This is a genomic window from Actinomadura madurae (assembly GCF_047130825.1).
GTDB lineage: Bacteria > Actinomycetota > Actinomycetes > Streptosporangiales > Streptosporangiaceae > Spirillospora > Spirillospora madurae.
Genome location: NZ_CP083237.1, coordinates 2,688,709 through 2,710,325, shown reverse-complemented (window position 1 = coordinate 2,710,325; position 21,617 = coordinate 2,688,709). Strand labels below are relative to the sequence as shown.

At 74.2% G+C, this 21,617-nt stretch carries 16 protein-coding genes; 10 read left to right on the top strand and 6 right to left on the bottom strand.

Translation table 11 applies throughout. The features are described 5' to 3' along the window. Positions 1-146 precede the first annotated feature (146 nt). The gene (locus tag K8Z49_RS12190) at positions 147-569 is read left to right on the top strand and encodes a VanZ family protein (RefSeq protein ID WP_412518804.1); all 423 of its coding nucleotides are present in this window, start codon (positions 147-149) and stop codon (positions 567-569) included. On the opposite strand, the gene K8Z49_RS12185 is transcribed toward K8Z49_RS12190, so the two are convergent. Then, a complete protein-coding gene (locus K8Z49_RS12185; RefSeq protein WP_412518802.1) occupies positions 556-2,076 on the bottom strand; it encodes a nitroreductase family deazaflavin-dependent oxidoreductase in 1,521 nt (506 codons plus the stop codon). The two genes, K8Z49_RS12190 and K8Z49_RS12185, sit on opposite strands and share 14 nt — an antisense overlap. A gap of 167 nt (positions 2,077-2,243) precedes the next feature. On the opposite strand from K8Z49_RS12185, the gene K8Z49_RS12180 reads away from it, so the two are divergent. From K8Z49_RS12180 to K8Z49_RS12140, 9 genes are all read left to right on the top strand, one after another. Next, on the top strand, positions 2,244-3,254 hold the full coding sequence (locus K8Z49_RS12180; RefSeq protein WP_412518800.1) for a Gfo/Idh/MocA family oxidoreductase: 1,011 nt from the start codon (positions 2,244-2,246) through the stop codon (positions 3,252-3,254). After that, positions 3,251-4,102 carry a TIM barrel protein gene (locus K8Z49_RS12175; protein WP_111831180.1) on the top strand — a complete coding sequence of 284 codons (852 nt, stop codon included), beginning with the start codon at positions 3,251-3,253 and terminating at the stop codon, positions 4,100-4,102. Before K8Z49_RS12180 ends, K8Z49_RS12175 begins: the two co-directional genes overlap by 4 nt. Beyond that, on the top strand, positions 4,099-5,034 hold the full coding sequence (iolC, locus tag K8Z49_RS12170) for a 5-dehydro-2-deoxygluconokinase (protein ID WP_111831181.1): 936 nt from the start codon (positions 4,099-4,101) through the stop codon (positions 5,032-5,034). Before K8Z49_RS12175 ends, iolC begins: the two co-directional genes overlap by 4 nt. Beyond that, a complete protein-coding gene (iolB, locus tag K8Z49_RS12165; protein WP_021596321.1) occupies positions 5,031-5,888 on the top strand; it encodes a 5-deoxy-glucuronate isomerase in 858 nt (285 codons plus the stop codon). The genes iolC and iolB overlap by 4 nt, the downstream gene beginning before the upstream one ends. Then, a complete protein-coding gene (iolD, locus tag K8Z49_RS12160; protein WP_412518797.1) occupies positions 5,885-7,750 on the top strand; it encodes a 3D-(3,5/4)-trihydroxycyclohexane-1,2-dione acylhydrolase (decyclizing) in 1,866 nt (621 codons plus the stop codon). Before iolB ends, iolD begins: the two co-directional genes overlap by 4 nt. 45 nt (positions 7,751-7,795) lie before the next feature. Continuing rightward, positions 7,796-8,785 (top strand): sugar ABC transporter substrate-binding protein, encoded by a 990-nt coding sequence (locus K8Z49_RS12155; protein WP_021596319.1) that lies wholly within the window; start codon positions 7,796-7,798, stop codon positions 8,783-8,785. After that, positions 8,782-9,834 (top strand): ABC transporter permease, encoded by a 1,053-nt coding sequence (locus K8Z49_RS12150; RefSeq protein ID WP_412518795.1) that lies wholly within the window; start codon positions 8,782-8,784, stop codon positions 9,832-9,834. Before K8Z49_RS12155 ends, K8Z49_RS12150 begins: the two co-directional genes overlap by 4 nt. Then, complete coding sequence (locus K8Z49_RS12145) at positions 9,831-10,727, top strand: ATP-binding cassette domain-containing protein (RefSeq protein ID WP_021596317.1); 897 nt, start codon at positions 9,831-9,833, stop codon at positions 10,725-10,727. Before K8Z49_RS12150 ends, K8Z49_RS12145 begins: the two co-directional genes overlap by 4 nt. 111 nt (positions 10,728-10,838) lie before the next feature. Continuing rightward, positions 10,839-12,206, top strand: a complete 1,368-nt coding sequence (locus K8Z49_RS12140; protein ID WP_021596316.1) for an MFS transporter — start codon at positions 10,839-10,841, stop codon at positions 12,204-12,206. Between the two features lie 3 nt (positions 12,207-12,209). Here the strand turns inward: K8Z49_RS12140 and K8Z49_RS12135 are convergent, their stop codons facing one another. From K8Z49_RS12135 to K8Z49_RS12115, 5 genes are read right to left on the bottom strand one after another with little or no spacing between them, the layout of a single operon-like run. Beyond that, positions 12,210-15,545, bottom strand: a complete 3,336-nt coding sequence (locus tag K8Z49_RS12135) for a hypothetical protein (protein WP_412518790.1) — start codon at positions 15,543-15,545, stop codon at positions 12,210-12,212. 19 nt (positions 15,546-15,564) lie between these two features. Beyond that, on the bottom strand, positions 15,565-18,642 hold the full coding sequence (locus K8Z49_RS12130) for a chromosome partitioning protein ParA (RefSeq protein WP_412518788.1): 3,078 nt from the start codon (positions 18,640-18,642) through the stop codon (positions 15,565-15,567). Beyond that, complete coding sequence (locus tag K8Z49_RS12125) at positions 18,639-19,295, bottom strand: hypothetical protein (RefSeq protein WP_021598095.1); 657 nt, start codon at positions 19,293-19,295, stop codon at positions 18,639-18,641. The genes K8Z49_RS12130 and K8Z49_RS12125 overlap by 4 nt, the downstream gene beginning before the upstream one ends. Then, a complete protein-coding gene (locus K8Z49_RS12120; RefSeq protein ID WP_021598094.1) occupies positions 19,288-19,971 on the bottom strand; it encodes a hypothetical protein in 684 nt (227 codons plus the stop codon). The genes K8Z49_RS12125 and K8Z49_RS12120 overlap by 8 nt, the downstream gene beginning before the upstream one ends. Continuing rightward, positions 19,968-21,179, bottom strand: a complete 1,212-nt coding sequence (locus tag K8Z49_RS12115) for a hypothetical protein (RefSeq protein ID WP_021598093.1) — start codon at positions 21,177-21,179, stop codon at positions 19,968-19,970. Before K8Z49_RS12115 ends, K8Z49_RS12120 begins: the two co-directional genes overlap by 4 nt. Positions 21,180-21,617: the final 438 nt, after the last annotated feature.

The window sequence follows — 21,617 nt, the reverse complement described above, 5'->3', positions numbered from 1 at the left end:
GTCAACCGGGGATTCGGTCGTTCCGAATCGCGTCCTCCCGCATGGGGCGGGCAGGGCGGGGGACACCGCGCCGGGTGTTGGTGGCAATGTGGCAGCCTGCGGCATCGGGCGAACGGGTTCCTTGGTACATCATCCTTCTGCGCGCCGTGGTCGTGGTCGTCGCGCTGGGCTTTCTGGGGGTCTTCTTCTACTTCGCCTTCAGGCTCACCCTGACGCCCGTCCACGACAACGGGCAGGCGGGCGGCAACACCGACCCCGGCCGCTCGCTCCGCTTCTACATGGACCGTCCCACGAAGGAGGCGCTCCTCCAGGTCGGCGGCAACCTGGCGCTGCTCGCCCCGCTGGGCGTCCTGCTGCCCCTCGTCTGGACGTCCCTGCGCGGTCCGGTGAGGCTGGCCCTGCTGACCGGCCTGCTCTCCCTGGCCATCGAGGGGGTCCAGGGAACCGTCGTGGTGGGGCGGGCCTTCGACATCGACGACGTCATCCTCAACGTCGCCGGCGTGGTCGTCGCGTACCTGCTCCTCGGCCGCCGCCTGTCGAGAACCCTGCGCGGGACTAGCGGGGCGTGAGGCGGAAGACCCGCAGCTGGCGGTCCGTCCGCTCCACGTACCGGTCGTAGACGGGCCAGACGGCGGTGAGGCGGGGCCAGATCTCCTTGCGTTCCGCGTCGTCCAGGAGATGGGCGGTGACGGGGACGGACCGTCCCTGGAAGCCGACCACGGCGTCGGGGTTCTTGAGGAGGTTGCCCGTCCAGGCGGGGTGCTTCTCGCGTCCGAAATTCGAGCCGACCACGTACCAGCCGCCGTCGGGCGCCGGCAGGCAGGCGAGCGGGGTCTTCCGGGGGAGGCCGCTGACGGCTCCGGTGGTCGTCAGGACGAGGCTCGGGACGAGGAGCTGCCCGAGCATGAGCCGGCCTCCGCTGAGGCCGTGCAGCGTCCGGTCGACGGGCGGGACGACCTTCGGCCCCACCTTGGAGAACCACTCCGAGCCCGAGACCCGGTGGAACACCGGGCCGAGCGTGCGCTGCACGAGGGTCGGCGCCTCCCCGGCGGCGGTCCTCTCGGGGGCGAGCCGCCCGGCCCGCCGCGGGCTGAGATGGCCGGTCTCGGCCAGCCAGCGCAGGCTGTCGGCGAGCGTCTCCTCCACCGGGCGCAGGGTGAGGTCAAGCGCCTCCAGGATGGGGCGGTCGTCGGTCGGCACGAGCGTGACCATGAACTCGGCGGCGTCGCGGGTGAGCGGGTAGTCGAAGGGGTGGACGCGCTTGGCCGCGTCCAGCAGGGAGCCCAGCCCGAGCATGAGGCGGCTGGGGACGCGGACGCGGCGGCACTTCACGCCGGTCAGGCGGTCGCAGAGGTCGGCGCACTCCGGCCAGGTCAGGTAGTGGCCGCCGAGCACCCAGCGGCTCGGCCCCTGCCGCGCCTCGACCGACCGGGCCAGCGCCTCGCCCAGGTCGCGGACGTCGATCACCGAGACGCCGCCGCCCGGGAGCGGCCACACCTTGCCGAGCGCGGCGGTGAGCCCCTCCAGCAGGGCGTCCAGCGACGGCTGGTCCGGGCCGCACACCCCGCCCGGGTAGACGATCGTGACCGGCGCGCCGTCGGCCTGGAGGCTCCGCGCGTAGCGCTCGGCGGCCAGCTTGGACCTGCCGTAGTCGGTGCGGGGGCTCGCGAGGGCGTCCCCGGCGGTGATGACCTGGCCGGCGGGCGGGACGAACACGCCGACCGTCGACACGTGGACCACCGGGGCGAGGCCCTGCTCGACCGCGCCGCCGACCACGTTGCGCGTGCCCCGCACGTTGACATCGACCAGGTCGCCCGCGGCGCCGGTCACCCCGATCGCGGCGGCGGCGTGGATCGCGGCGTCGCAGCCGGCGAGCGCCTCGGACACCGCGTCCGCGTCCAGCATGTCGCCGCGGACGAGCTCCACGTCCTCGGGGTCGACGCCGATCGCGCGCAGGACCTTCGCCGCCTTGCCCGGGTCGCGCACGAGCGCCCGCGGGCGGTGCCCGGCGGCGAGGAGCGCGCGGACGGTGAAGGACCCGACGAACCCCGAGGCGCCGGTGACGAAGATCCGCATGGTGACAAACTAGCGCTTGGTAAGACTCCGGTGGCGGCCGCGGCCCAGAGTAACCGCCGCGATTTCGGACACCTCCATTACCGGGTAGGCGGACAGCCTGTCGTTGACGGTACTGGAACGCTCCATCACACTCGTGAGTCACCTGACCGCCGACCGGGAGGGGATCGATGAGGATCGGACTGGCCGGCGCGGGGCGCATCGGTGCGCGCCACGCCGCCGCCCTGTGTGAACTGCCCGACGTGGACGCGCTGGTCATCGCCGACGCGGACCCCGGCCGCGCGCGCGACCTCGCCGGCCGGCTGCCGCCGGGACGCGGCGCCACCGCCCTGGACGGCGTCGAGGCGCTCTTCTCCGCCGGCCTGGACGGGCTGGTCGTCGCCGCCGCCACGGACGCGCACGCCGGCCTGGTGGAGCGGGCCCTGGCCGCCGGAAATCCCGTGTTCTGCGAGAAGCCGCTCGCGTCGGATCTTGATGGAACGTTCCAAATCGTGCGAGCCGCGGCCGCCGCGGGCGTGCCGGTGCAGGTCGGCTTCCAGCGCCGGTTCGACGTCGGGAACGCGGCGGCGCGCGAGGCGCTCGCGTCCGGGCGGCTCGGCTGGCTGCACACCGTCCGGTCCTGCAGCTTCGACCCGGCGCCGCCGCCTCCGGGGTACGTCCCGTCGTCCGGCGGGCTGTTCCGGGACTGCGTCATCCACGACCTGGACCTCATCCGGTTCGTGACGGGACGCGAGGTCGTCCGCGTGATGGCGGCGGGCGCCAACCGCGGGGACGACTTCTTCCGCGAGTACGGCGACGTCGACACCGGTTCCGCCCTGCTCGTCCTGGACGACGGGACGCTCGGCCAGGTCTCGGCCACCCGCTTCAACGCCGCCGGGTACGACGCCCGGCTCGAACTGTTCGGGTCCAAGGACAGCATCGTCACCGGGTTGGACGGCCGCACGCCCGTGACCGCCCTGCCCGAGCGGGGAGAGGAACCGGAGCCCGCCTACAGCGGGTTCATGGACCGGTTCTCCGACGCCTACGACGCCGAGCTGCGGGCCTTCGTGGACGTCGTGGCCGGCCGCCGCGCCAACCCGTGCCCGCCGGAGGACGCGCTGGAGGCGTTCTACCTGGCCGAGGCGTGCGAGCTGTCCATGCGCCAAGGGCGGATCGTCGGCACCGAGGAGGTGCGGCGATGAAGGTCGCGGGCGCGCCGATCTCGTGGGGCGTGTGCGAGGTGCCGGGCTGGGGCCACCAGATGAAGCCCGCACGGGTGCTCGCCGAGATGCGCGACGCCGGCCTCGCCGCGACCGAGCTGGGCCCCGAGGGGTTCCTTCCGGGTGACGCGCAGGAGCGGGACGATCTGCTGGCGTCCCACGGGCTGGGTCTCGTCGGGGCGTTCGTGCCGCTCGTCCTGCACGATCCCTCGCACGACCCCCTGCCGGCGATAGACCGGGCCCTGGCCGGCGTCGACGGCGTGCTCGTGCTGGCCGCCGCCACCGGGCTGGACGGGTACGACGAGCGTCCCGTCCTGGACACCAAGGCGTGGTCGACCCTGCTGGCCAACCTGGACGCGATCACCGCGCGGGCCGCCGCCCGCGGCCGGCTCGCCACGCTTCATCCGCACGTCGGGACGGTCGTGGAGCAGCGTGCGGAGGTGGAGCGCGTGCTCGGCGGATGCAGCGTCCCGCTGTGCCTCGACACGGGACATCTGCTGGTCGGCGGCACCGATCCGGTGTGGCTGGCGCGGTTCGCGGCGGCGCGCATAGCGCACGTCCACCTGAAGGACGTGGACGTGGCGCTCGCCCAGCGGGTGCTCGACGGCGACGTCACGTACACGAACGCGGTCCGGGACGGTCTGTACCGGCCGCTCGGGGACGGCGACATTGACATTCCCGCCATCATCCGCACTCTGGAGGGCGCCGGTTACGAAGGCTGGTGGGTGATGGAACAGGACACCGTTCTGGCCGAGGAGCCCGCGGAGGGCGGCGGCCCGTTCGACGACGTACGCCGGAGCCTGGACTTCCTCGCCGGGGTGGCCCGATGACGTTCGACCTCATCACGATGGGACGGGTCAGCGTCGACGTCTACCCGGACCAGGTGGGCGTTCCGCTGGAGGACGTCGAGTCGTTCGGGAAGTACCTCGGAGGCAGCCCGACCAACGTCGCCGTGGCCGCGGCCAAGTACGGGCGCCGCGCCGCGGTCATCACCCGTACCGGAGACGACCCGTTCGGACGGTTCGTCCACAAGACGCTCCAGGGTTACGGCGTGGACGACCGGTTCGTCACGGCCGTGCCGGGCCTTCCGACGCCACTGGCGTTCTGCGAGATCTTCCCGCCGGACGACTTCCCGCTGTACTTCTACCGCTATCCCAAGGCGCCCGATCTGGAGATCCGTCCGGACGAGCTGGATCTGGACGCGATCCGTGCGGCGCGCATCGTCTGGGCGACGGTCACGGGTCTCTCCCAGGAGCCCAGCCGCGAGGCGACCCTGACCGCGCTGGCCGAGCATCCTGGCCGGACCGTCATCGATCTGGACTACAGGCCGATGCTCTGGCACGACCCGAGCGAGGCGCCGCACTGGGCCGGTCTCGCGCTGGAACGGGCCTCGGTGGCGGTGGGCAACCTGGACGAGTGCGAGGTCGCCGTGGGGGAGCGGGAGCCGCGTGCCGCCGCCCGCGCGATCCTCGCCCGCGGCCCGGAGCTCGCCATCGTGAAGAGGGGGCCGGAGGGGGTCCTCGCCGCGACGGCGGACGAGGTGGTCGAGGTGCCGCCGGTCAAGGTCGACGTCGTCAACGGGCTCGGTGCCGGCGACGCGTTCGGCGGCGCGCTCTGCCACGGCCTGCTCGCCGGATGGGGGCTGCGGCGGCTCGTCGACTTCGCGGGCGCCGCCGGGGCGATCGTCGCGTCCCGCATCGCCTGCTCCGACGCGATGCCCGGCGAGGACGAGGTCGACCGGCTTCTGGAGGAGGGCCGATGAAGTACCACCTGCCCGCCGGAACGGCCGCCGGGGAGCCGTACGGCCTGGTCGTCACGCCGGAGTCGGCCGGATGGACGTACTCGTCGCTGCGCGTCCTCGACCTGCCGGACGGCGGTGCGCACGAGTTCGCCACGGGCGCCTTCGAGACGATCGTCCTGCCGCTGGCCGGGTCGTGCGCGGTCGACTGCGAGGGCGAGCGGTTCGAGCTGCGGGGGCGGGACGACGTCTTCAGCCGGGTCACCGACTTCGCGTACGTGCCGCGCGACGCGCGGGTGACGCTCCAGGGCCGCGGGCGGTTCGCGCTGGCGGGCGCCCGCTGCGAGAGCCGGCGCGGGCCCCGCTACGGGCCCGCCGAGGACGTTCCGGTGGAACTGCGGGGCGCGGGCGCGGCGAGCCGCCAGGTCAACAACTTCGGGACGCCGGAGGGGTTCCCGTTCGCCGAGAAGCTGATCGCGTGCGAGGTGCTGACGCCGGGCGGCTGCTGGTCGTCGTTCCCCCCGCACAAGCACGACGAGGAGACGCCGGACGAGGCCGTGCTGGAGGAGATCTACTACTTCGAGGTCGCCCGGGACGGCATGGCCTACCAGCGGGTCTACGGTTCTCCGGGACGCCCGATCGACGTGCTGGCGGAGGTTCGCGGCGGTGACGCCGTCCTGATCCCGCACGGCTGGCACGGCCCGTCGATGGCCCCGCCGGGGCACGACCTGTACTACCTGAACGTGATGGCCGGGCCCTCGCCGGAGCGGGCTTGGCGGATCTGCGACGACCCGGCGCACGCGTGGGTCCGAGACACCTGGGCGGACCAGCCGGTCGATCCCCGGCTCCCGCTGACATCGGCGGAGGGACGGTCATGAGGCTCACCGTGGGACAGGCGGTCATCCGCTTCCTGGCGGCGCAGTACAGCGAGCGGGACGGGGAGCGGCGGCGCTTCTTCGCAGGCTGTTTCGGCATCTTCGGTCATGGCAACGTCGCCGGTCTCGGGCAGGCCCTCCTGGAACAGAGCCTCTTGGAGGGCGCCGACGACCTCCCCTACTACATGGCGCGCAACGAGCAGGCGATGGTGCATACGGCGTCCGGCTACGCCCGGATGAACGACCGGCTGTCCACGTTCGCCTGCACGACGTCCATCGGGCCTGGCGCGACGAACATGGTGACCGGGGCGGCGCTCGCGACCGTCAACCGGTTGCCCGTTCTGCTGCTGCCCGGCGACATCTTCGCGTCCCGTACCGCCAACCCGGTTCTGCAGGAGCTCGAAGACGCTCGCTCCTACGACGTCTCCGTCAACGACTGCTTCAAGCCGGTGTCGAAGTACTGGGACCGCGTCAACCGTCCGGAGCAGCTTCCCAGCGCGCTGCTGGCGGCGATGCGGGTGCTCACCGATCCGGCGGAGACGGGCGCGGTCACCCTGGCGCTCCCGCAGGACGTCCAGGCCGAGGCGTACGACTGGCCGGACGAACTGTTCGACCGCCGGGTGTGGCGCATAGGCCGTCCGGTGCCGGAGCCCGCCGCGCTCGACGAGGCGTCCGCCCTCCTGAACGCCGCGGAACGCCCGCTCATCGTTGCGGGCGGCGGCGCCATCTACTCGGGCGCGACCGGCGACCTCCGCGCGTGCGCCGAACGCACCGGCATCCCCGTGGCGGAGACGCAGGCGGGCAAGGGCACGCTGCCCTGGGATCACGAATGCTCGGTCGGCGCCATCGGCGCGACGGGCACCACCGCCGCCAACGCCCTCGCGCGCCGCGCGGACGTGGTGCTCGGGATCGGCACCCGCTACAGCGACTTCACCACCGCGTCCCACAGTCTGTTCGCCAACCCGGACGTCCGCTTCGTCAACGTCAACGTGGCCCGGTCCGACGCGGTGAAGCTCGCAGGCACGGCCGTGGTTGCCGACGCCAGGGAAGCCGTCCGCGGCCTCGATGCCGCCCTCGCGGGCTACCGCGTCTCCGAGGCCTACCGTGACGAGGCCAGAACGCTGACGGCCGAATGGAACGCCACGGTCGACCGCGCATTTGAACCGCAGAACCGTGAGCTGCTCACTCAGGCGGAGGTCATCGGCGCGGTCAACGATGCCAGTGAGCCGCAGGACGTCGTGGTCTGCGCGGCCGGTTCGATGCCAGGGGACCTGCACAAGCTCTGGCGGACGCGCGACCCGAAGGGCTACCACGTCGAGTACGGGTACTCCTGCATGGGCTACGAGATCGCGGGCGGCCTCGGCGTGAAGATGGCCGCCCCCGACCGAGAGGTGTTCGTCCTCGTCGGGGACGGCTCGTACCTGATGATGGCCCAGGAACTGACGACGGCCGTCGCCGAGGGCGTCAAGCTCGTCGTCGTCCTCGTCCAGAACCACGGGTTCGCCTCGATCGGCGGCCTGTCGGAGTCGGTCGGCGTGCAGCGGTTCGGCACCGGCCACCGCGCCCGCACCCCGACCGGCCTGGACGGCGCCACGCTTCCCGTCGACCTCGCCGCCAACGCCGCCAGCCTCGGCGCGGACGTGATCCGCGCGGCCGCCGTCGGCGATCTGCGGGACGCGCTCGCCGCCGCCCGCAAGTCCGCCCGGACCACGCTCGTCCACGTCGAGACGGACCCCTTGGCGGCCGCCCCCGGCAGCGCGGCATGGTGGGACGTCCCGGTCGCGGAGGTGTCGGCGCTGGACTCCACCCGGAAGGCTCGTGCCCGCTATGAGCAGGATCGGCGCATACGCCGCTACCATCTGTGATCCACTTCTCTGATCGGCCACTCGGGGAGAAACGGAGAGCATCCGATGAGAGGCGTTTTCGCGCGGGGATCGTCCAAGGGCCTCGCGGTGCTGGCCGCCGCGGGACTGCTGGCGCTGAGCGCCTGCAGCAGCGAGGGCGGCAAGAAGTCCGAGGAGACGCCCGAGGGCGCCGGTCCGCGGCTGAAGATCGCCATGGTCACGCACTCGGGCGCCGGCGACACCTTCTGGGACATCGTGCAGAAGGGCGCCAAGGCCGCCGCCGCCAAGGACAACGTCGAGTTCCTGTACTCGGCCGACCCGGACGGCGGCAAGCAGGCCCAGCTCGTCCAGGCCGCCATCGACCAGAAGGTCGACGGCATCATCGTCACGCTCGCCAAGCCGGAGGCGATGAAGGACGTGCTCGCCCGCGCCACCGCCGCGAAGATCCCGGTCGTGTCGATCAACTCCGGCGCGGCGGAGTCGGCGAAGCTCGGCGCGATCGCGCACTTCGGGCAGGACGAGTCGATCGCCGGTGAGGCGGCCGGCACCGAGCTGGCGGAGATCGGCGCGAAGAAGGCGCTCTGCGTCATCCACGAGCAGGGCAACGTCGGCCTGGAGGACCGCTGCGCCGGCGCGAAGAAGACGTTCGGCGGCGACCTGCAGAACCTCTTCGTGCAGGGCACCAACATGCCGGAGGTGAAGTCGTCCATCACCGCCAAGCTGCAGGCCGACAAGAGCATCGACGGGATCCTGACGCTCGGCGCGCCGTTCGCCGCGACCGCCGTCGACTCGGTGAAGGAGACCGGCAGCAAGGCCAAGATCGGCACGTTCGACCTGAACAAGGACCTGATCTCCTCGATCACCTCCGGCGCCATCCAGTTCGCCGTCGACCAGCAGCCCTACCTGCAGGGCTACGAGGCCGTCGACGAGCTGTGGCTGCTGAAGAACAACGGCAACGTGCTCGGCGGCGGGCGCCCGGTGCTGACCGGTCCCGCGATCGTCACCAAGGAGAACGCCGCGCAGCTGGAGGCGTTCGCCAACCGGGGGACGCGATGACCCAGGCCGTGGCCGGGCCGCCGGTGGCCGGCCCGGACGAGCGCCTGGCCCGGCGGTCGCCGCTGCGGCGGCTGCTGGGCCGCCCGGAGCTCGGGGCGCTGCTCGGCGCGGTCGCGCTCTTCGTCTTCTTCTCGGTCGTCGCGGACGCGTTCCTGCAGACCAGCTCGTTCTCCACCGTCCTGTACGCCAGCTCGACGTTCGGGATCATGGCGGTGGGGGTGTCGCTGCTGATGATCGGCGGCGAGTTCGACCTGTCCGCCGGGGTGATGGTGACGTCCGCGGCGCTGATCGCGGCGCTGACCGCCTACCAGCTCACGCTCAACGTGTGGGCGGGCGTGGTCATCTCGCTCGTCCTCACGCTGGCGCTCGGCATGGTGAACGGGGTCCTGTACGTCCGGACGAAGCTGCCGAGCTTCATCATCACGCTCGCCACGTTCTTCATGCTCGCGGGCCTGAACCTCGGCGTGACGAAGGCGCTCACCGGCAACGTCGCCAGCGACTCAGTCCGCGACATGGACGGGTTCGACAGCGCCCGCGCGGTCTTCGCGTCCGACATCGACATCCTCGGCGTCAACGTGAAGATCACGGTGTTCTGGTGGCTGCTGTTCGTCGCCATCGCGACCTGGATCCTGCTGCGCACCCGCACCGGCAACTGGATCTTCGCGGCGGGCGGCGCCGCCGGCAGCGCCCGCGCGGTCGGCGTCCCGGTCGCCCGCGTGAAGATCGGCCTGTTCATGGCCGTCGCGTTCTGCGCCTGGTTCTCCGGGATGCACCTGGTGTTCGCGTTCGCGGCCGTCCAGTCGGGGGAGGGCGTCGGCAACGAGTTCCTGTACATCATCTGCGCGGTCATCGGCGGCTGCCTGCTGACCGGCGGCTACGGGTCGGCGATCGGCGCGGCGATCGGCGCGTTCATCTTCGGCATGACGAACAAGGGCATCGTGTACGCCGAGTGGAACCCCGACTGGTTCCGGTTCTTCCTCGGCGCGATGCTGCTGATCGCGACCGTGGTCAACCTGATCGTGCGGCGCAGAGTGGAGCGGTCGTCATGACGGACGCGAAGAAGCCCGCGAAGCCCGCGGACGACCCCGAAAAGCCCGCGAGCGAGCCCGTGCCGGGGACGCCGCTGATCAGGCTGGCCCGCGTCGGCAAGAGCTACGGCAACGTCATCGCGCTGCGGGACGTGACCCTGGAGGCGTCCGCCGGCGAGGTCACCTGCGTGCTCGGCGACAACGGGGCGGGCAAGTCCACGCTCATCAAGGTCGTCGCCGGGCTGCACCGCCACGACGCCGGCACCTACGAGGTCGAGGGCCGGGCGGTGGCGTTCGGCTCGCCCCGGGACGCCCTCGACCTCGGCATCGCGACCGTCTACCAGGACCTCGCGGTCGTCCCGCTGATGCCGGTCTGGCGCAACTTCTTCCTCGGCTCGGAGAAGCGCAAGGGCCTCGGCCGCCTGGACGTGGAGTTCATGCGGTCCACCACCCACGCCGAGATGGCCGCGATGGGCATCGACCTGCGCGACGTCAACCAGCCCATCGGCACCCTGTCGGGCGGCGAGCGGCAGTGCGTGGCGATCGCCCGCGCCGTCTACTTCGGCGCCAGGGCCCTCGTCCTGGACGAGCCCACCGCCGCCCTCGGCGTCAAGCAGGCCGGGGTGGTGCTGCGCTACATCGTCCAGGCGCGGGAACGGGGCCTCGCCGTCGTGTTCATCACCCACAACCCGCACCACGCCTACCCGGTCGGCGACCGCTTCCTGATCCTCAACCGGGGCCGGAGCATCGGCTACCACACCAAGGACGAGATCACCCGCGAGGAGCTGACCGGCCTGATGGCGGGCGGCGGCGAGCTGGAGGAACTGGCCCACGAACTGGACGCGGCGGGCTCCCGGGCCGCCGCCGGCCGCCTCGCCGAGGAGGCCGAGCACCTGGGGCTGACCGACGGTTGATCACTCCCGGCGGCGGTGCGCGGGCCGGGGCCCATGTCCTCTTACAGGAAAGGGATCTAGGGTTGGATCCTCGCAACCAGGGAGTACGCCCATGAGCCTCGCGGGCCGCCGATGAGCACGACCGAGTCGGCGCGGGCGGGCGAGGCGGCGGCCCGCCCCCGCGTCGGCGACCTCACCGGGTACGCGGCCGGGTCGCTCGGGATGGGGGTGTGGGTCACCGTCCCGGGGCTGCTGCTCCTCTACTTCATGACGCACACGCTCGGCGTTTCCCCGGCGCTCGCCGGTCTCACCCTGCTGCTGCCGAAGATCCTCGACGCCGTCGTCCACCCGCTCTTCGGGACGCTGTCCGACCGGCGGGCGCGCCGTGCCGGGCACCGCCGCGGCATGCTGCGCTGGGGGCTGCTCCTCCCGCTCGCCTGGATCGGGCTGTTCGCCGTCCCGTCCGGCGTGTCGGGCTGGTCGGCGGCGCTGTGGATCGGCGCCTTCTACATCGCGGGGAACATGCTGTACGCGTGCTTCCAGGTGCCGTACCTGACGACGCCGTCCGACCTGCGGATCGGCTACCACGAGCGCACCCGGGTGTTCATGTACCGGATGCTGCTGCTGACGGTGGGCCTGCTCGGCGCGGGTGTCGCGGCGCCCGCGCTGGTGTCCGAGGGCGGGCGCGACGACTACGCCCGGATGGCCGTCCTGCTGGCCGGCGTGCTGGTCGCCACCGGGCTGGTCGCCCTGGTGTACGTCCGGCGGCTGACCGAGCGATGCGGATTCCGGATCCCGGACGGGCACGCCCACTCCGTCCTCGACGACCTCCGGATCGCCTGGCGGGACCGCGAATTCCGGACGCTGGTCCTGTCGTACCTGTTCACGAGCATCACCGCGCACCTGTTCCTCGCGGCGGTGCCCTTCTACACCGAGCACGTCATGGACGACGAGGGGCTGACGGCGGTGTTCATGGGCGCGTTCCTGGTGCCCGCGGCGATCGCCGGCCCGGTCTGGGCGAAGGTGTCGCGGCGGACCGGCAAGCAGCGCGCCCTCCTGCTGTGCCAGCTCACGTTCGTGGTGGGGCCGCTCGCCCTGTGGCCCGGCCAGGCGATGGGAGTGCTCCCGACCGTCGCGGTGATCGCCGTGCTGGGCACCGCCTTCGGCGGCCTCCAGCTCTTCGCCTTCTCGCTGATCCCCGACGTGGTCGCCGCCGCCGAGGAGCGCGGGACGGCCCGCGCGGGCGCCTACACCGGCGTGTGGACCGCGACGGACGCGACCGGCACGGCCATCGGCCCGTACGTGTACTCCGCCGCCCTCGCCGTAGGCGGTTTCGTGTCCACCACCGAGGGCCGCAGCATCGCCCAGTCGGACTCCGCGCTGCTGGCGCTGCTCATCGGCGTCACGCTCATCCCCGCCGCCCTGATGGCCGTCGCCATCGCGTTCCAGAGCCGGTTCACCCTCGACCGGCGGGCCCTCGACGCGCGGATCCCGGCCTGACGGTCACTCGCCCGCGGTGAGCATCCCGCGGGCCGTGAACACGACGTCCTGGTCGGCGTGGGCGCGGAGGGCGCGCAGCAGGGCGCGCCACTCCTCGGGCCACCCCGCCCGCGGGGCGTGCGCGGCGGTGAGGGCGCAGGCGAACAGGCCGCCGGCGAGGTCGCCGCGCGCCGCGAGCCGGGCGGCGTGCGGGCGCACGTCCGCCGGGTCGGGGGCCGTCCACAGCGCGGCCGGGGACGGGCCGGCGGCGAGCGCCTCCGCGACGAGCCGCGCCCTCAGGACGCCGCCGCCCCGGCACCGGTCGGCCAGGGCGTCGACGGCGTCCGCCGCTCCGGGATCGTCCCAGCGGAGGGTCGCCGCCGCGAGTTCGCTCGCCAGCGGCTCGGGCAGCCGGTCCTCCACCGCCCGGACGGCGCGTTCACCGAGCGCCCGGTTGCGGGCGGTGAACTCCCGGACGGTCCCGAGCAGCGCGGTCAGCCGCTGGGACGCGGGGAGGTCGCGTTCCGGGCCGGCGTCGGGCTCGTCCGGCCCGGCGGCCAGGGCGGCGACGGCGGCGCCGAGTTCGGCGGCGCCGGTCCCCATGGTGACGCAGCGGACGAGGGCGTACAGCGCCGGCCGCCACGCGCTCGTCTCGCCGAGATCGCCGGCGAGGCGCGCCAGGAGCGCGGGCGCGTCCGGTGCCCAGCGCGCCCAGAGGGGCACGCTGGACAGCGCCGCGTCGCGGGCCTCCGGATCGGGGGAGCGCACCACGCGCATCACCAGCGCGGCGTAGTCGCCCCGGAACCGCTCCTCCACGAGCGCGGGCGGCGTGCCGAGCACCTGCCGGGCCAGGTCGCGCGGACCCTCCGCCGCCTCGGCCAGGATGCGGCGGGCGACCGGGTCGTCCAGCCGGGCGCGGACGGCCGAGGCGATCGCGGCGCGCACGTCACGGTGCTGGCCCGGGTCGTCCCAGGCCGCCGCGATGATCGCCAGGGCGTCCGGGACCCGGTTGTCCAGCAGGATCCGCACGGCCTCCTTCCTGGCGGTGATCTTGCCGTCGCGCAGGACGGGGCCGAGCGCCGCGGCCAGTGCCGACGGCGGGACGAACCGCGCCGCGCGGGCCGCCGCGTAGACGGCGACGTGCGCGTCGTCGGAGCCCGCGTGGGCGAGCAGGTCCGGCAGGACGTCCTGCGGGGAGGCGGTCCACGGGAGCGCGGTGAGCGCCCTCCTGCGCAGGTGGGGATCGCCGGAGGCGAGATGGGGGCGGAGCCGGGCCGCGTCGATGCCGGGGACCTCCGCCATGGTGGACACGGCACCGCCCCGCTGGGTGCTCGGCGCCTCCTCGTCCGCCGCGGCCCGTTCCAGGAGGTCCAGGTAGGCGTCGCGCTGCCGGGCCGTCCAGCGGCGCATCCAGGACCGGCGCATCCGCGGCACGTACACGACGTCGGCGCGGTGGAACCGTCCGGGCGGGGTGTCGCGGGTCAGGACGAGGTGGAGCAGGTCGGTGCGCTCGCGGGCGACGGCGGCGAGGACCGCGGGGACGGCGACCGCCGACGGATCCCGGGCCACGACCCGGCCGACCCGCTCGGCGCGGGTCCCGGGCGGGGCGAGCCACAGCCTGATCGCCTCGCGGATCACGGCGTCCTCGCGGGCGTCCAGGGCCGCCTCCAGGCCGTCCTGCAGGATCGGGACGCGGTGGGCGCGGCGGCCGAGGGCCCGGACGAGCATCAGCGCGAGCCGGTGGTCGTCGCGGCGCGCCGCCGCCGCCAGGCGGGGCGCCAGCAGCTCGGCCAGCCGGTGCTCCCGCCCGCGCCGCAGCGCGCGGTCGAGCCGGCCGAGGTGGACCGTCCCGGTGCCGCCGGCCAGCCGCTCGATCAACTCCAGCCCCGACTCCAGCAGGGCGGCGTCGTCGCGGACGGCGCCCTGGCGGCAGAGGGCGGAGGCGAGCCGGGCCAGCTCGTAGCGGGTCATGGTGGAGGAGTCGCGGGCGCCGAGCGCGTCCTCGGCGAGCCGTGCGATCGCCGCGCCGTGCTCGGCGCGCAGCAGGCCCTCCGGGACGGACGCCAGCGCGTCCAGCGCGCTCAGGCGGACGGGGTCCTGCTCGTTGCGGAGCCGCCCGGACGACTCCAGCGCCGCGGCCAGCGCGGCGGGCGTGCGCTCGCGCCCGGCGCACCGGATCAGGAGCGCGTACCCGGTGGCGCGCTCGTCGGCGTCCGGCCTGCGGGTCAGCTCCTCCAGGACGGGCCGCGCCTCCTCGAAGGGCAGGAACGCCGTCACGCTCCGCACGCGTTCGGGGGAGGCGGCGACCCTGCGCAGCCCGAGCATCCGGCGGGCCTCGCGCGTCCGGACCTCGCGCGGCAGGACGTCCAGCAGCGGCTCCCCGAGCTCGGCGGTGCCCAGGTCGACGCCGCGCATCGCCGCGTCGAACACCGCCGCGCGGCGGCCCGGCGGGAACGCCTTCAGCAGCAGGCACAGCGCGTGGTCGTCCTCGCGGACGGCGCGCGCGACGGCGGTCAGGTCGCCGTCGCCGAACCTCGCCAGCCGGTCGCGGAAGGACCTGCGGTTCAGCAGGGCGCGCAGGTCGGCCCGGTGCGCCTCGGCGAGCAGGAGGCGGAGCATGCGCTCAGGCTCGGCGTCCATCAGCGCCCCGGCGGCGGGGTACAGCCCGTGCGGGAGGGAGGCGGCCGCGCAGTGGCGCTCCAGCAGCCCGACGACCCGGCCGGGATCGTGGCGCACCGCCGCCGCGACACCGGGCTCGTGCCGGAACCACCAGGTGCTCCACATGCCGTCGGGCAGCGCGGCCAGGGCGCGCTCCGCGTGGTCGAGGACGGCCCGCGGGTGGGCGTGCCCGAGCGACGCCCAGTTCCCGACGGCGTGGGCGAGCGCGTCGATCCTCCCGGCGACGGTCTCCGGTGCGCAGGCGGACAGCAGTGCCGCCGCCTCCTGGTCGCCCCACCGCTCCGCGACCCTGCCGATGAGCGCGTCGGCGAGCCCGGCGGGCCGCCACCTGCGGACGGCGTCGTACAGCGCCCTGCGGACCCCTTCGGGGGCGTCGTCCAGCCCGTCGAGGAACGGCCGCGGAGCCGCGCCGTACCGGACGGCGAGCGTGATCGCCCGGCAGGCCAGCTCGGTGTCCGGATCGCCGATGGCGCCCGCGAGGTGCGCCACCGACGCCTCGTCGCGGACGGCGGAGGCGACGAACAGCGCCACCGACCGCTCGTAGTGGCCGCGCCCGCCCAGCTCGTCCAGCAGGGCGGCCAGGGCCGGGTCGCCGGCGTGGCGCCGCAGGTCCGCCAGCCGTCGGCAGCGGTCCCTGAACGCCAGCGGCTCGATCTCGGTCAGCAGATCATCCGCGCGCATGGCGGGCATCCTGCCGGAATCAGGATCCGCTTTCATCCGGTTTGCCGGGGGCGGGCTCCGGGCGCGCGGCCGTGACCTGCTCGGCGAGCTTGCGGACGCGGGCCTCGTGCTCGTCGTAGCCGACCACGACCGGCGGCTCGTTGTACGGCATCGTGTCGGACGAGCGGCGCAGCTTCACGTACTGGCCGCACGCGTCGATCGCGTACGGCTCCATGTCGTCCTGCAGGGCGCCGATGACGGTGATGCCGTGCGTCTCGCCGATCTTGCGGAACAGCGCGACGGCCTCCTTGCGGTGCTCCTTGCCGAGGTTGCGGCCCAGCTCGTCCAGGACGAGGCAGAGCCGCCCCCCGCCGGAGCTGGCGAGCGCCGCCGCGCACACCAGCTTGACCGCCTTCTCGTCCATGAGCGCCGTGTTCGCGCGCCGGTTGTACGGGACGTAGCGCTGTCCGTCCGAGCGCCGCCACTTCGGCGTGACGCGCCAGCGCCACTCCTGCTCCGGATCGCCCGGCTGCTCCGGTGTGGGGAACTCCAGCGTCGCGCCGTAGCCGCCGTACGTCACGTCCAGCTTCTCGAACTCCTCCGACACGCGCTGCAGCCGGCTGCGGATCGCGGCCGTCAGCGCCGTCCGGTGCGCCTCCGCGGCGCCCGCCGCCTCCGTCGCGCCCTTCTGCGCCTTCTCCAGGTCCGCGCGGCGGGCCGACAGCTGCACCTCGATCTGCCGCCGCTGGTGCCTCTCGTAGTCCTCCTGCTGCCGCAGGTAGCCCTCCATCGCCTTGACCAGCCGGGGGAACGTCGCCTGCTCCCGGTCGGTGCGGCGTCCCTCGCCCTCGGCGCGCTGCCGCAGCAGAAAGCGCACCTCCTCGGGCATGTCCTCGTCGGCTGTGCCGTCCGGGAAGACGCGGCGCAGCGCCTCCGACAGGTGCTTCTCGGCGGTGTGCCACCACTCGGCGGGCGTCCACGTGGCCTCGTCGTCGTCCAGGCCGGACAGCCATTCGGCGGCGCCCTCGCGGGACCCGCCCCACTCCTGCTCCAGCTCGCCGATCCCGAGCGCGGCACGCTTGTCCGCCAGCTCCGACGAGGTGCGGCGGATCGCGTCCCGCTCGCGCTCGTGCGCCTCCCGCCTCCCGCGCAGCCGGTCGGTCTCCAGCGCCCGCGTGTCGGCCTTCGCCTGCAGGCGCCGCAGCGCCTGCTCCGCCGACCCGAGGCGCGGGCCGAGCCGGGACTCGCTGCCCGCCAGCTCCTCCAGGCCCTCGCGCAGCTCCGTCATCGCCGCGCGGACCTCGTCCAGCTCGGCGGCGGCCTGCGCGCCCGCGAGCCGCCGCGCGGCGAGCGCCACCTCGGCGGCGGTGTCGGACGTGGCCCGCCGGGCGTTCTCCAGCGCCTCCCGGGCGGCCTCCACCGCGGCCCTCGCCGCCTGGACGCGGGCCACCCGCCCGGTGACGGGCTCCCTGAAGCCGCCGACGATGACGACGCCCGCGCCGTCGCCGCCGAGGGCGCCGAAGAACCGGCCGAGCGGCCGCTCGCACCCGACGCCCTCGGGAAGGCCGCCGTCGCCGTCCGCCGGGACGATCATCGATCCGGGCAGGTCCTTGAGCGCGGCGACCGCGGCGTCGAGATCGTCCGTCCCGACGACGACGGCCTCCCGGTACGGCCAGAGCGCGGCCTCCCAGCGCTCCCGGACGTCCTCGGTGAGCTCCACGGCGTCCAGCAGGCCGACCGCGGCGATCCCCTCGGCCGCCAGGGCGCGGATCTGCGCGGGGGCGCTGCTCTCGCCCGCCTCCGCCTCGGCCAGGGACCGCTCCGCCCGCGCGACGGCGCCCCTGGCCATCCCGTACTCCTGCTGCGCCTCGTCCCGGCGGGCCTCGGCCTCGGCCAGCTCGGCGCGCGCTTTCCCGGCGTCCCGTCCGTCCGCCTCCCGCCGGCGGTCCTCCAGCGCCGACACCCGCCGGCGCAGCTCGTCCAGGCGGTCGCGGGCGACGGCCTTGTCCGCGCCGAGCTGGGCCGCCTGCCCCTTCAGCTCGGCGAGCACCGCGCCCGCCTCCTGCAGCTGCTCGTCCAGGGCACCGCCGGTCAGCTGGTCGATCTCGCGCTCGGCGGCCTTCGCGGCCGCGGCGAGCTCCTCGCCCTCCCGGTGCAGCCGCTCCTGCTCGGCGGCGTGCGCGGCGTCCGCCTCGGCCGCGTCCACCAGCAGGCGGGCCTGCCGCGTCCGCCAGTGCCGCAGGGCCGCCGCCACCTCGTCGCGGGCCCGGTCGCGCCGGTCGAACGTCTTGAGCAGCACCGCCGCCTCGCGCTCCCACTCGGCGAGCCGCTCGGCGGCCTCCGCCGCCTTGGCGCGCTCCCGGTGCTCCTCGGCGCGGGACGTGCGCTCGGCCTCCAGCTCCCGGTCCAGCCCGGTCAGCGCCGCGATCGCGCTGAAGATCCGCTCGGGGCTGATCTCGTTCAGCGGCTGGGACAGCAGGTTCGTCGCGACCTTCGACCGCACCGACGTGGACAGGAACGACACGCACCTGACCTGCCCGCCGTACAGGACGCGGGACAGATCCTTCGCGACGAGGTCGCGGCGCCCCGCACTGCGGGGGAGGCTCGCCCAGAGCCGGTCGGCGAGCGACACCCGATCGGCCTCGGACGGCGCCGACGCCAGGTAGACGCCCTGCCGCCACCGGATCTCCAGATGCGGCGCGTCCGCGTTCACCCGGAGCCAGACGGTGACGGCCGTCTCGCCGTCCTCCTCCACCGGCTCGGCGTAGTCGAAGACGCCCACGATGTAGCCGTGGTCGGCGCTCGCCCACTGGCTGTCGCCCTGCGCGGCCAGCTCCGCGTTGAACAGCAGCTCCGCCACGGCCCGCGCACCCGACGCGAACCGCCACTGCTCGTCGCCCAGCAGCGCGGTGATGGCCGCGATGAACGACGACTTGCCCGCGCCGTTGGAGTCCTTCGGACCCTGCCCGGCCACCACGATGAGCGTGCCGGGGACGGTCGGCACCGGATGCGTCGACAGCCGCGAGATGTTCACCGCCTGCACGGCCACCAGCGTCCGGTCGCCGACGACGTTCTCGGTGTCGCGCGCGGTCACCATCGGTTCGAGGACGGCCGTCACGTGTTCTCCCCCTGCTCGCGCTCCCGGCCCCTGCGCCGTGCCCGGATCGCCGCGGCGAGCGGCGAGTCCGGCCCGGCGGCCAGGATCAGCTCCTCTTGCAGCCGCCTCCGGGCGGCATCGGTCAGCCGGTGGAACTGCGGCCCGGGGACGAAGCCCCCGGCGTCGTCCGCGCCCGCCTTGACCTGCGACACGAGCCCGGCCAGCCGCAGCCGCCGCAGCGACGCCTCCAGCTCCCCGACGGGCAGCTGGGTGCGGCGGCGCAGCTCGTCCACCGGTGTCGGGTGCGGCGACAGCCACGAGTCGTCCGCGAGCAGCCCCGCCGCCCTCGGGATCGCCACCGAGTGGATCAGCACCAGCGTCAGCACGGCCCGCTCCCGCGCCGGCGGCACGCACCCGGGTTCCTTCGCCAGCTCCGCCGCGACGTCGTCCCGGTATCCGGAGATCCAGTGCTTCCGCTCCGACCGGACGAGGGTCCGCCCGTTGAGCGCGAGCATCGCCTCGACCGTCCTGCGCAGCGCCGGCTCCCGCAGGGCCGCGAACCGCACCTCCGAGACCGGCTCGGCCGCGTGCTCCACCGCCATGTAGGCCGCGACGAGCTCCGCCCGCCGCCGCTCGTCATAGGACCGCAGCAGCGGCTCGAACAGCTCACTCACCGGGCCCCTCCCGAGACGGGTCGGGTGAGTTATCCACAGGTTCGGAATCGGCGGCGGGGTCCCCGGCCGCCTCGGCAGAGTTGCTCTCGACGTCGGAGCCGGGATCTGCGGGAGGCAGCGATGACGGGACAGGTTCGCTCGGTTCGGCCGGTGCGGGGTCCGGGCGCGGGGGCTCGGGGAGGCGGTGGAGAAGGTCCCGCAGGGACGCCAGCGATCCTTCCGGCCAGAGGGCGACGCGGGGGCCGGGGCGGACCGTGCCTTCGGCCTCGTCCAGGAGCAGCCAGCCGGTGTCGGACAGGCGGCGGAGTTCCCCGGTGGCCCAGCGGCGCGCCAGGTCCGAATCGCCGCGCGACATGTTCGCGTAGACCTCCAGGACGTCCGCGACGGTGGACGCAGATCCCGGCCAGGGGGCGTCGTCCAGACGCGTCCAGCAGCAGCGCAGGGCGGCGGCGAGGACGCGGCGGGCCTGGCCCGCACGGTCCAGGGGCATGGGCGCGGTCTCGTACTCCTCCAGCAGCGCGGGCGTCGCACCGTCCGGCCATTCGGGCAGCAGCCAGACGCGGGTGCCGTCCGTGGCCGCCGCCAGGCCCGGCGGGACGGGATCGGACGCGGAGACGGACGGCCCGCCCAACACGCGTGCGCGTGCGCGGGCCAGCACGTGCGGGTCGACGGTCACGCGCCCGTCCTCTCGAACCAGCCCGGCGACACCCACGTCGGGGTGCCCTCGGGGCGCACGGTCAGGCCGTCCGACCACGTGAGGCGATAGGGGAGCTCCGGGTGCAGATGCACAGACGACAGGTCGGCCAGCACGCGGCGGGCGGTCGTCCAGTCCTGGGCGAGAACGTCCTCGACCGCGACCCGGTCCGCGCCGCGGAGGATCTGCTCGGCGATGCCGCGGAGCCGTTCGACCGCCGCCGTGTCCGAGCCGGTGTCGCCCGACAGGCCGGGGTCGGGCACGGACGGGCGCGGCGGGGCCGGGCGGGGCGGCGTGGCGCGCGGGCCGTCCTCCACGGCGGTGACCACCGCGGACGGCTCGTGCCAGGGCGCCGCCGCGTCGAAGACGAACCCGTCCAGCACGGCGGCGAGGTCCTCGCGGGACGCGGTCCGGGTGAAGGTCCGCCAGGTCTCCGGCGGCAGGAGGGTCAGGTTCCGGGTGGTGCCCGCCGAGTCCGACAGCCGCGCCGCGGCCCGCCTGGACGCGTCGCCGTAGGCGTAGATCGCGGCGCGCAGGTCGGTGCAGGTGCGGTCGAGCTGCGGCCAGCGGCGCAGGATCGCGCCGTGCAGCCGTTCGGCGCGCAGCAGGATCTCCTCGGTGCCCCACAGCTTCGGCGCCTGCTCGCGGAGTTCCTCGATGGTCCCGTTCGTCAGCGTGACCAGCTCGACGCTCCACAGCCGGAACGCGCGGGCGAGACCGTCCGCGCCGTCCCGGGCCTGCTCGGGCGTCATGCGCGGGTCGGCCACGTTGAGCTGCTCCAGCGCGAGCAGCCGGTGCATCTCGCTCTGGCCGCCGTCCAGCATCATCCGGCGGACGAACATCAACCCGACCACGCTGGTGAACGACGCCCGGTAGCGCAGCTGGTTCGGCTTGGGGAACACCTCGCGGACGGCGCCGAGCCCCTTCAGCACCCGCAGCCGGTTCTCGAACACCTCGGCCGGGTAGCGGCGGCACACGTACCGCATCTGCTCACGGCTCAGCCCGTCCTCGCCCGCGTCGGCGAAGGCGGCGAGCAGCGTCTCGGCGACGTCCACCAGCTCCGGGTCGTCGACCACGGCACCGCTGTCGCGGGCCAGCGCGGCGAACATCTGCCGGTACACGCCCAGCACGGCCTCGCCGACCAGGACGTCGTCGAGACTGGCGGGTGCGTTCTCGGAGGTGGGGGACACGGCGCACTACGGTACGGCCCCCGCGCCCCCAACGTGGAATCGACCACGACCCCTCACCCCGCCACCGCGGCACCACACACCACCCCAAGCGAGGCCGGGTACCGCCACGCCGTCCCAGGGACCAGGGCCATCGCCGCTGGGCCGTCTCAGTGGAGGGCTCGGTGAGGATGAGGGCTGTCGCCGGTGAGTCGTTCCTGGCAAGGGCTGGGAGACGTGCCGCTGAGGGTGAGGTCGGTATTGGGCGTGCCGTCCCATCTAGGAGGTGGGACGGCACGACGACGGTACTCAGGTCGGCTGGCGCCGGGTCGCCGGAGCCGCCGACATCACCGCGCCGCGCAGCGGCGGCTAAACGGCACAACCAAGTAGCCGCGCCAGCTCACCGCCTTCTCCGACGGCATCCAGCACGCCGCGGCGACCAAGCATCCGAGTGGCCGCAGG

What these genes read in the sequence shown, in the direction of transcription:
- K8Z49_RS12155 (WP_021596319.1), top strand. Translation starts at nt 7,796, where the DNA reads ATGAGAGGCGTTTTCGCGCGGGGATCGTCCAAGGGCCTCGCGGTGCTG.
- K8Z49_RS12145 (WP_021596317.1), top strand. Translation starts at nt 9,831, where the DNA reads ATGACGGACGCGAAGAAGCCCGCGAAGCCCGCGGACGACCCCGAAAAG.
- K8Z49_RS12135 (WP_412518790.1), bottom strand. Translation starts at nt 15,545, where the DNA reads ATGCGCGCGGATGATCTGCTGACCGAGATCGAGCCGCTGGCGTTCAGG.
- K8Z49_RS12140 (WP_021596316.1), top strand. Translation starts at nt 10,839, where the DNA reads ATGAGCACGACCGAGTCGGCGCGGGCGGGCGAGGCGGCGGCCCGCCCC.
- iolB (WP_021596321.1), top strand. Translation starts at nt 5,031, where the DNA reads ATGAAGTACCACCTGCCCGCCGGAACGGCCGCCGGGGAGCCGTACGGC.
- K8Z49_RS12180 (WP_412518800.1), top strand. Translation starts at nt 2,244, where the DNA reads ATGAGGATCGGACTGGCCGGCGCGGGGCGCATCGGTGCGCGCCACGCC.
- K8Z49_RS12150 (WP_412518795.1), top strand. Translation starts at nt 8,782, where the DNA reads ATGACCCAGGCCGTGGCCGGGCCGCCGGTGGCCGGCCCGGACGAGCGC.
- K8Z49_RS12175 (WP_111831180.1), top strand. Translation starts at nt 3,251, where the DNA reads ATGAAGGTCGCGGGCGCGCCGATCTCGTGGGGCGTGTGCGAGGTGCCG.
- iolD (WP_412518797.1), top strand. Translation starts at nt 5,885, where the DNA reads ATGAGGCTCACCGTGGGACAGGCGGTCATCCGCTTCCTGGCGGCGCAG.
- K8Z49_RS12185 (WP_412518802.1), bottom strand. Translation starts at nt 2,076, where the DNA reads ATGCGGATCTTCGTCACCGGCGCCTCGGGGTTCGTCGGGTCCTTCACC.
- iolC (WP_111831181.1), top strand. Translation starts at nt 4,099, where the DNA reads ATGACGTTCGACCTCATCACGATGGGACGGGTCAGCGTCGACGTCTAC.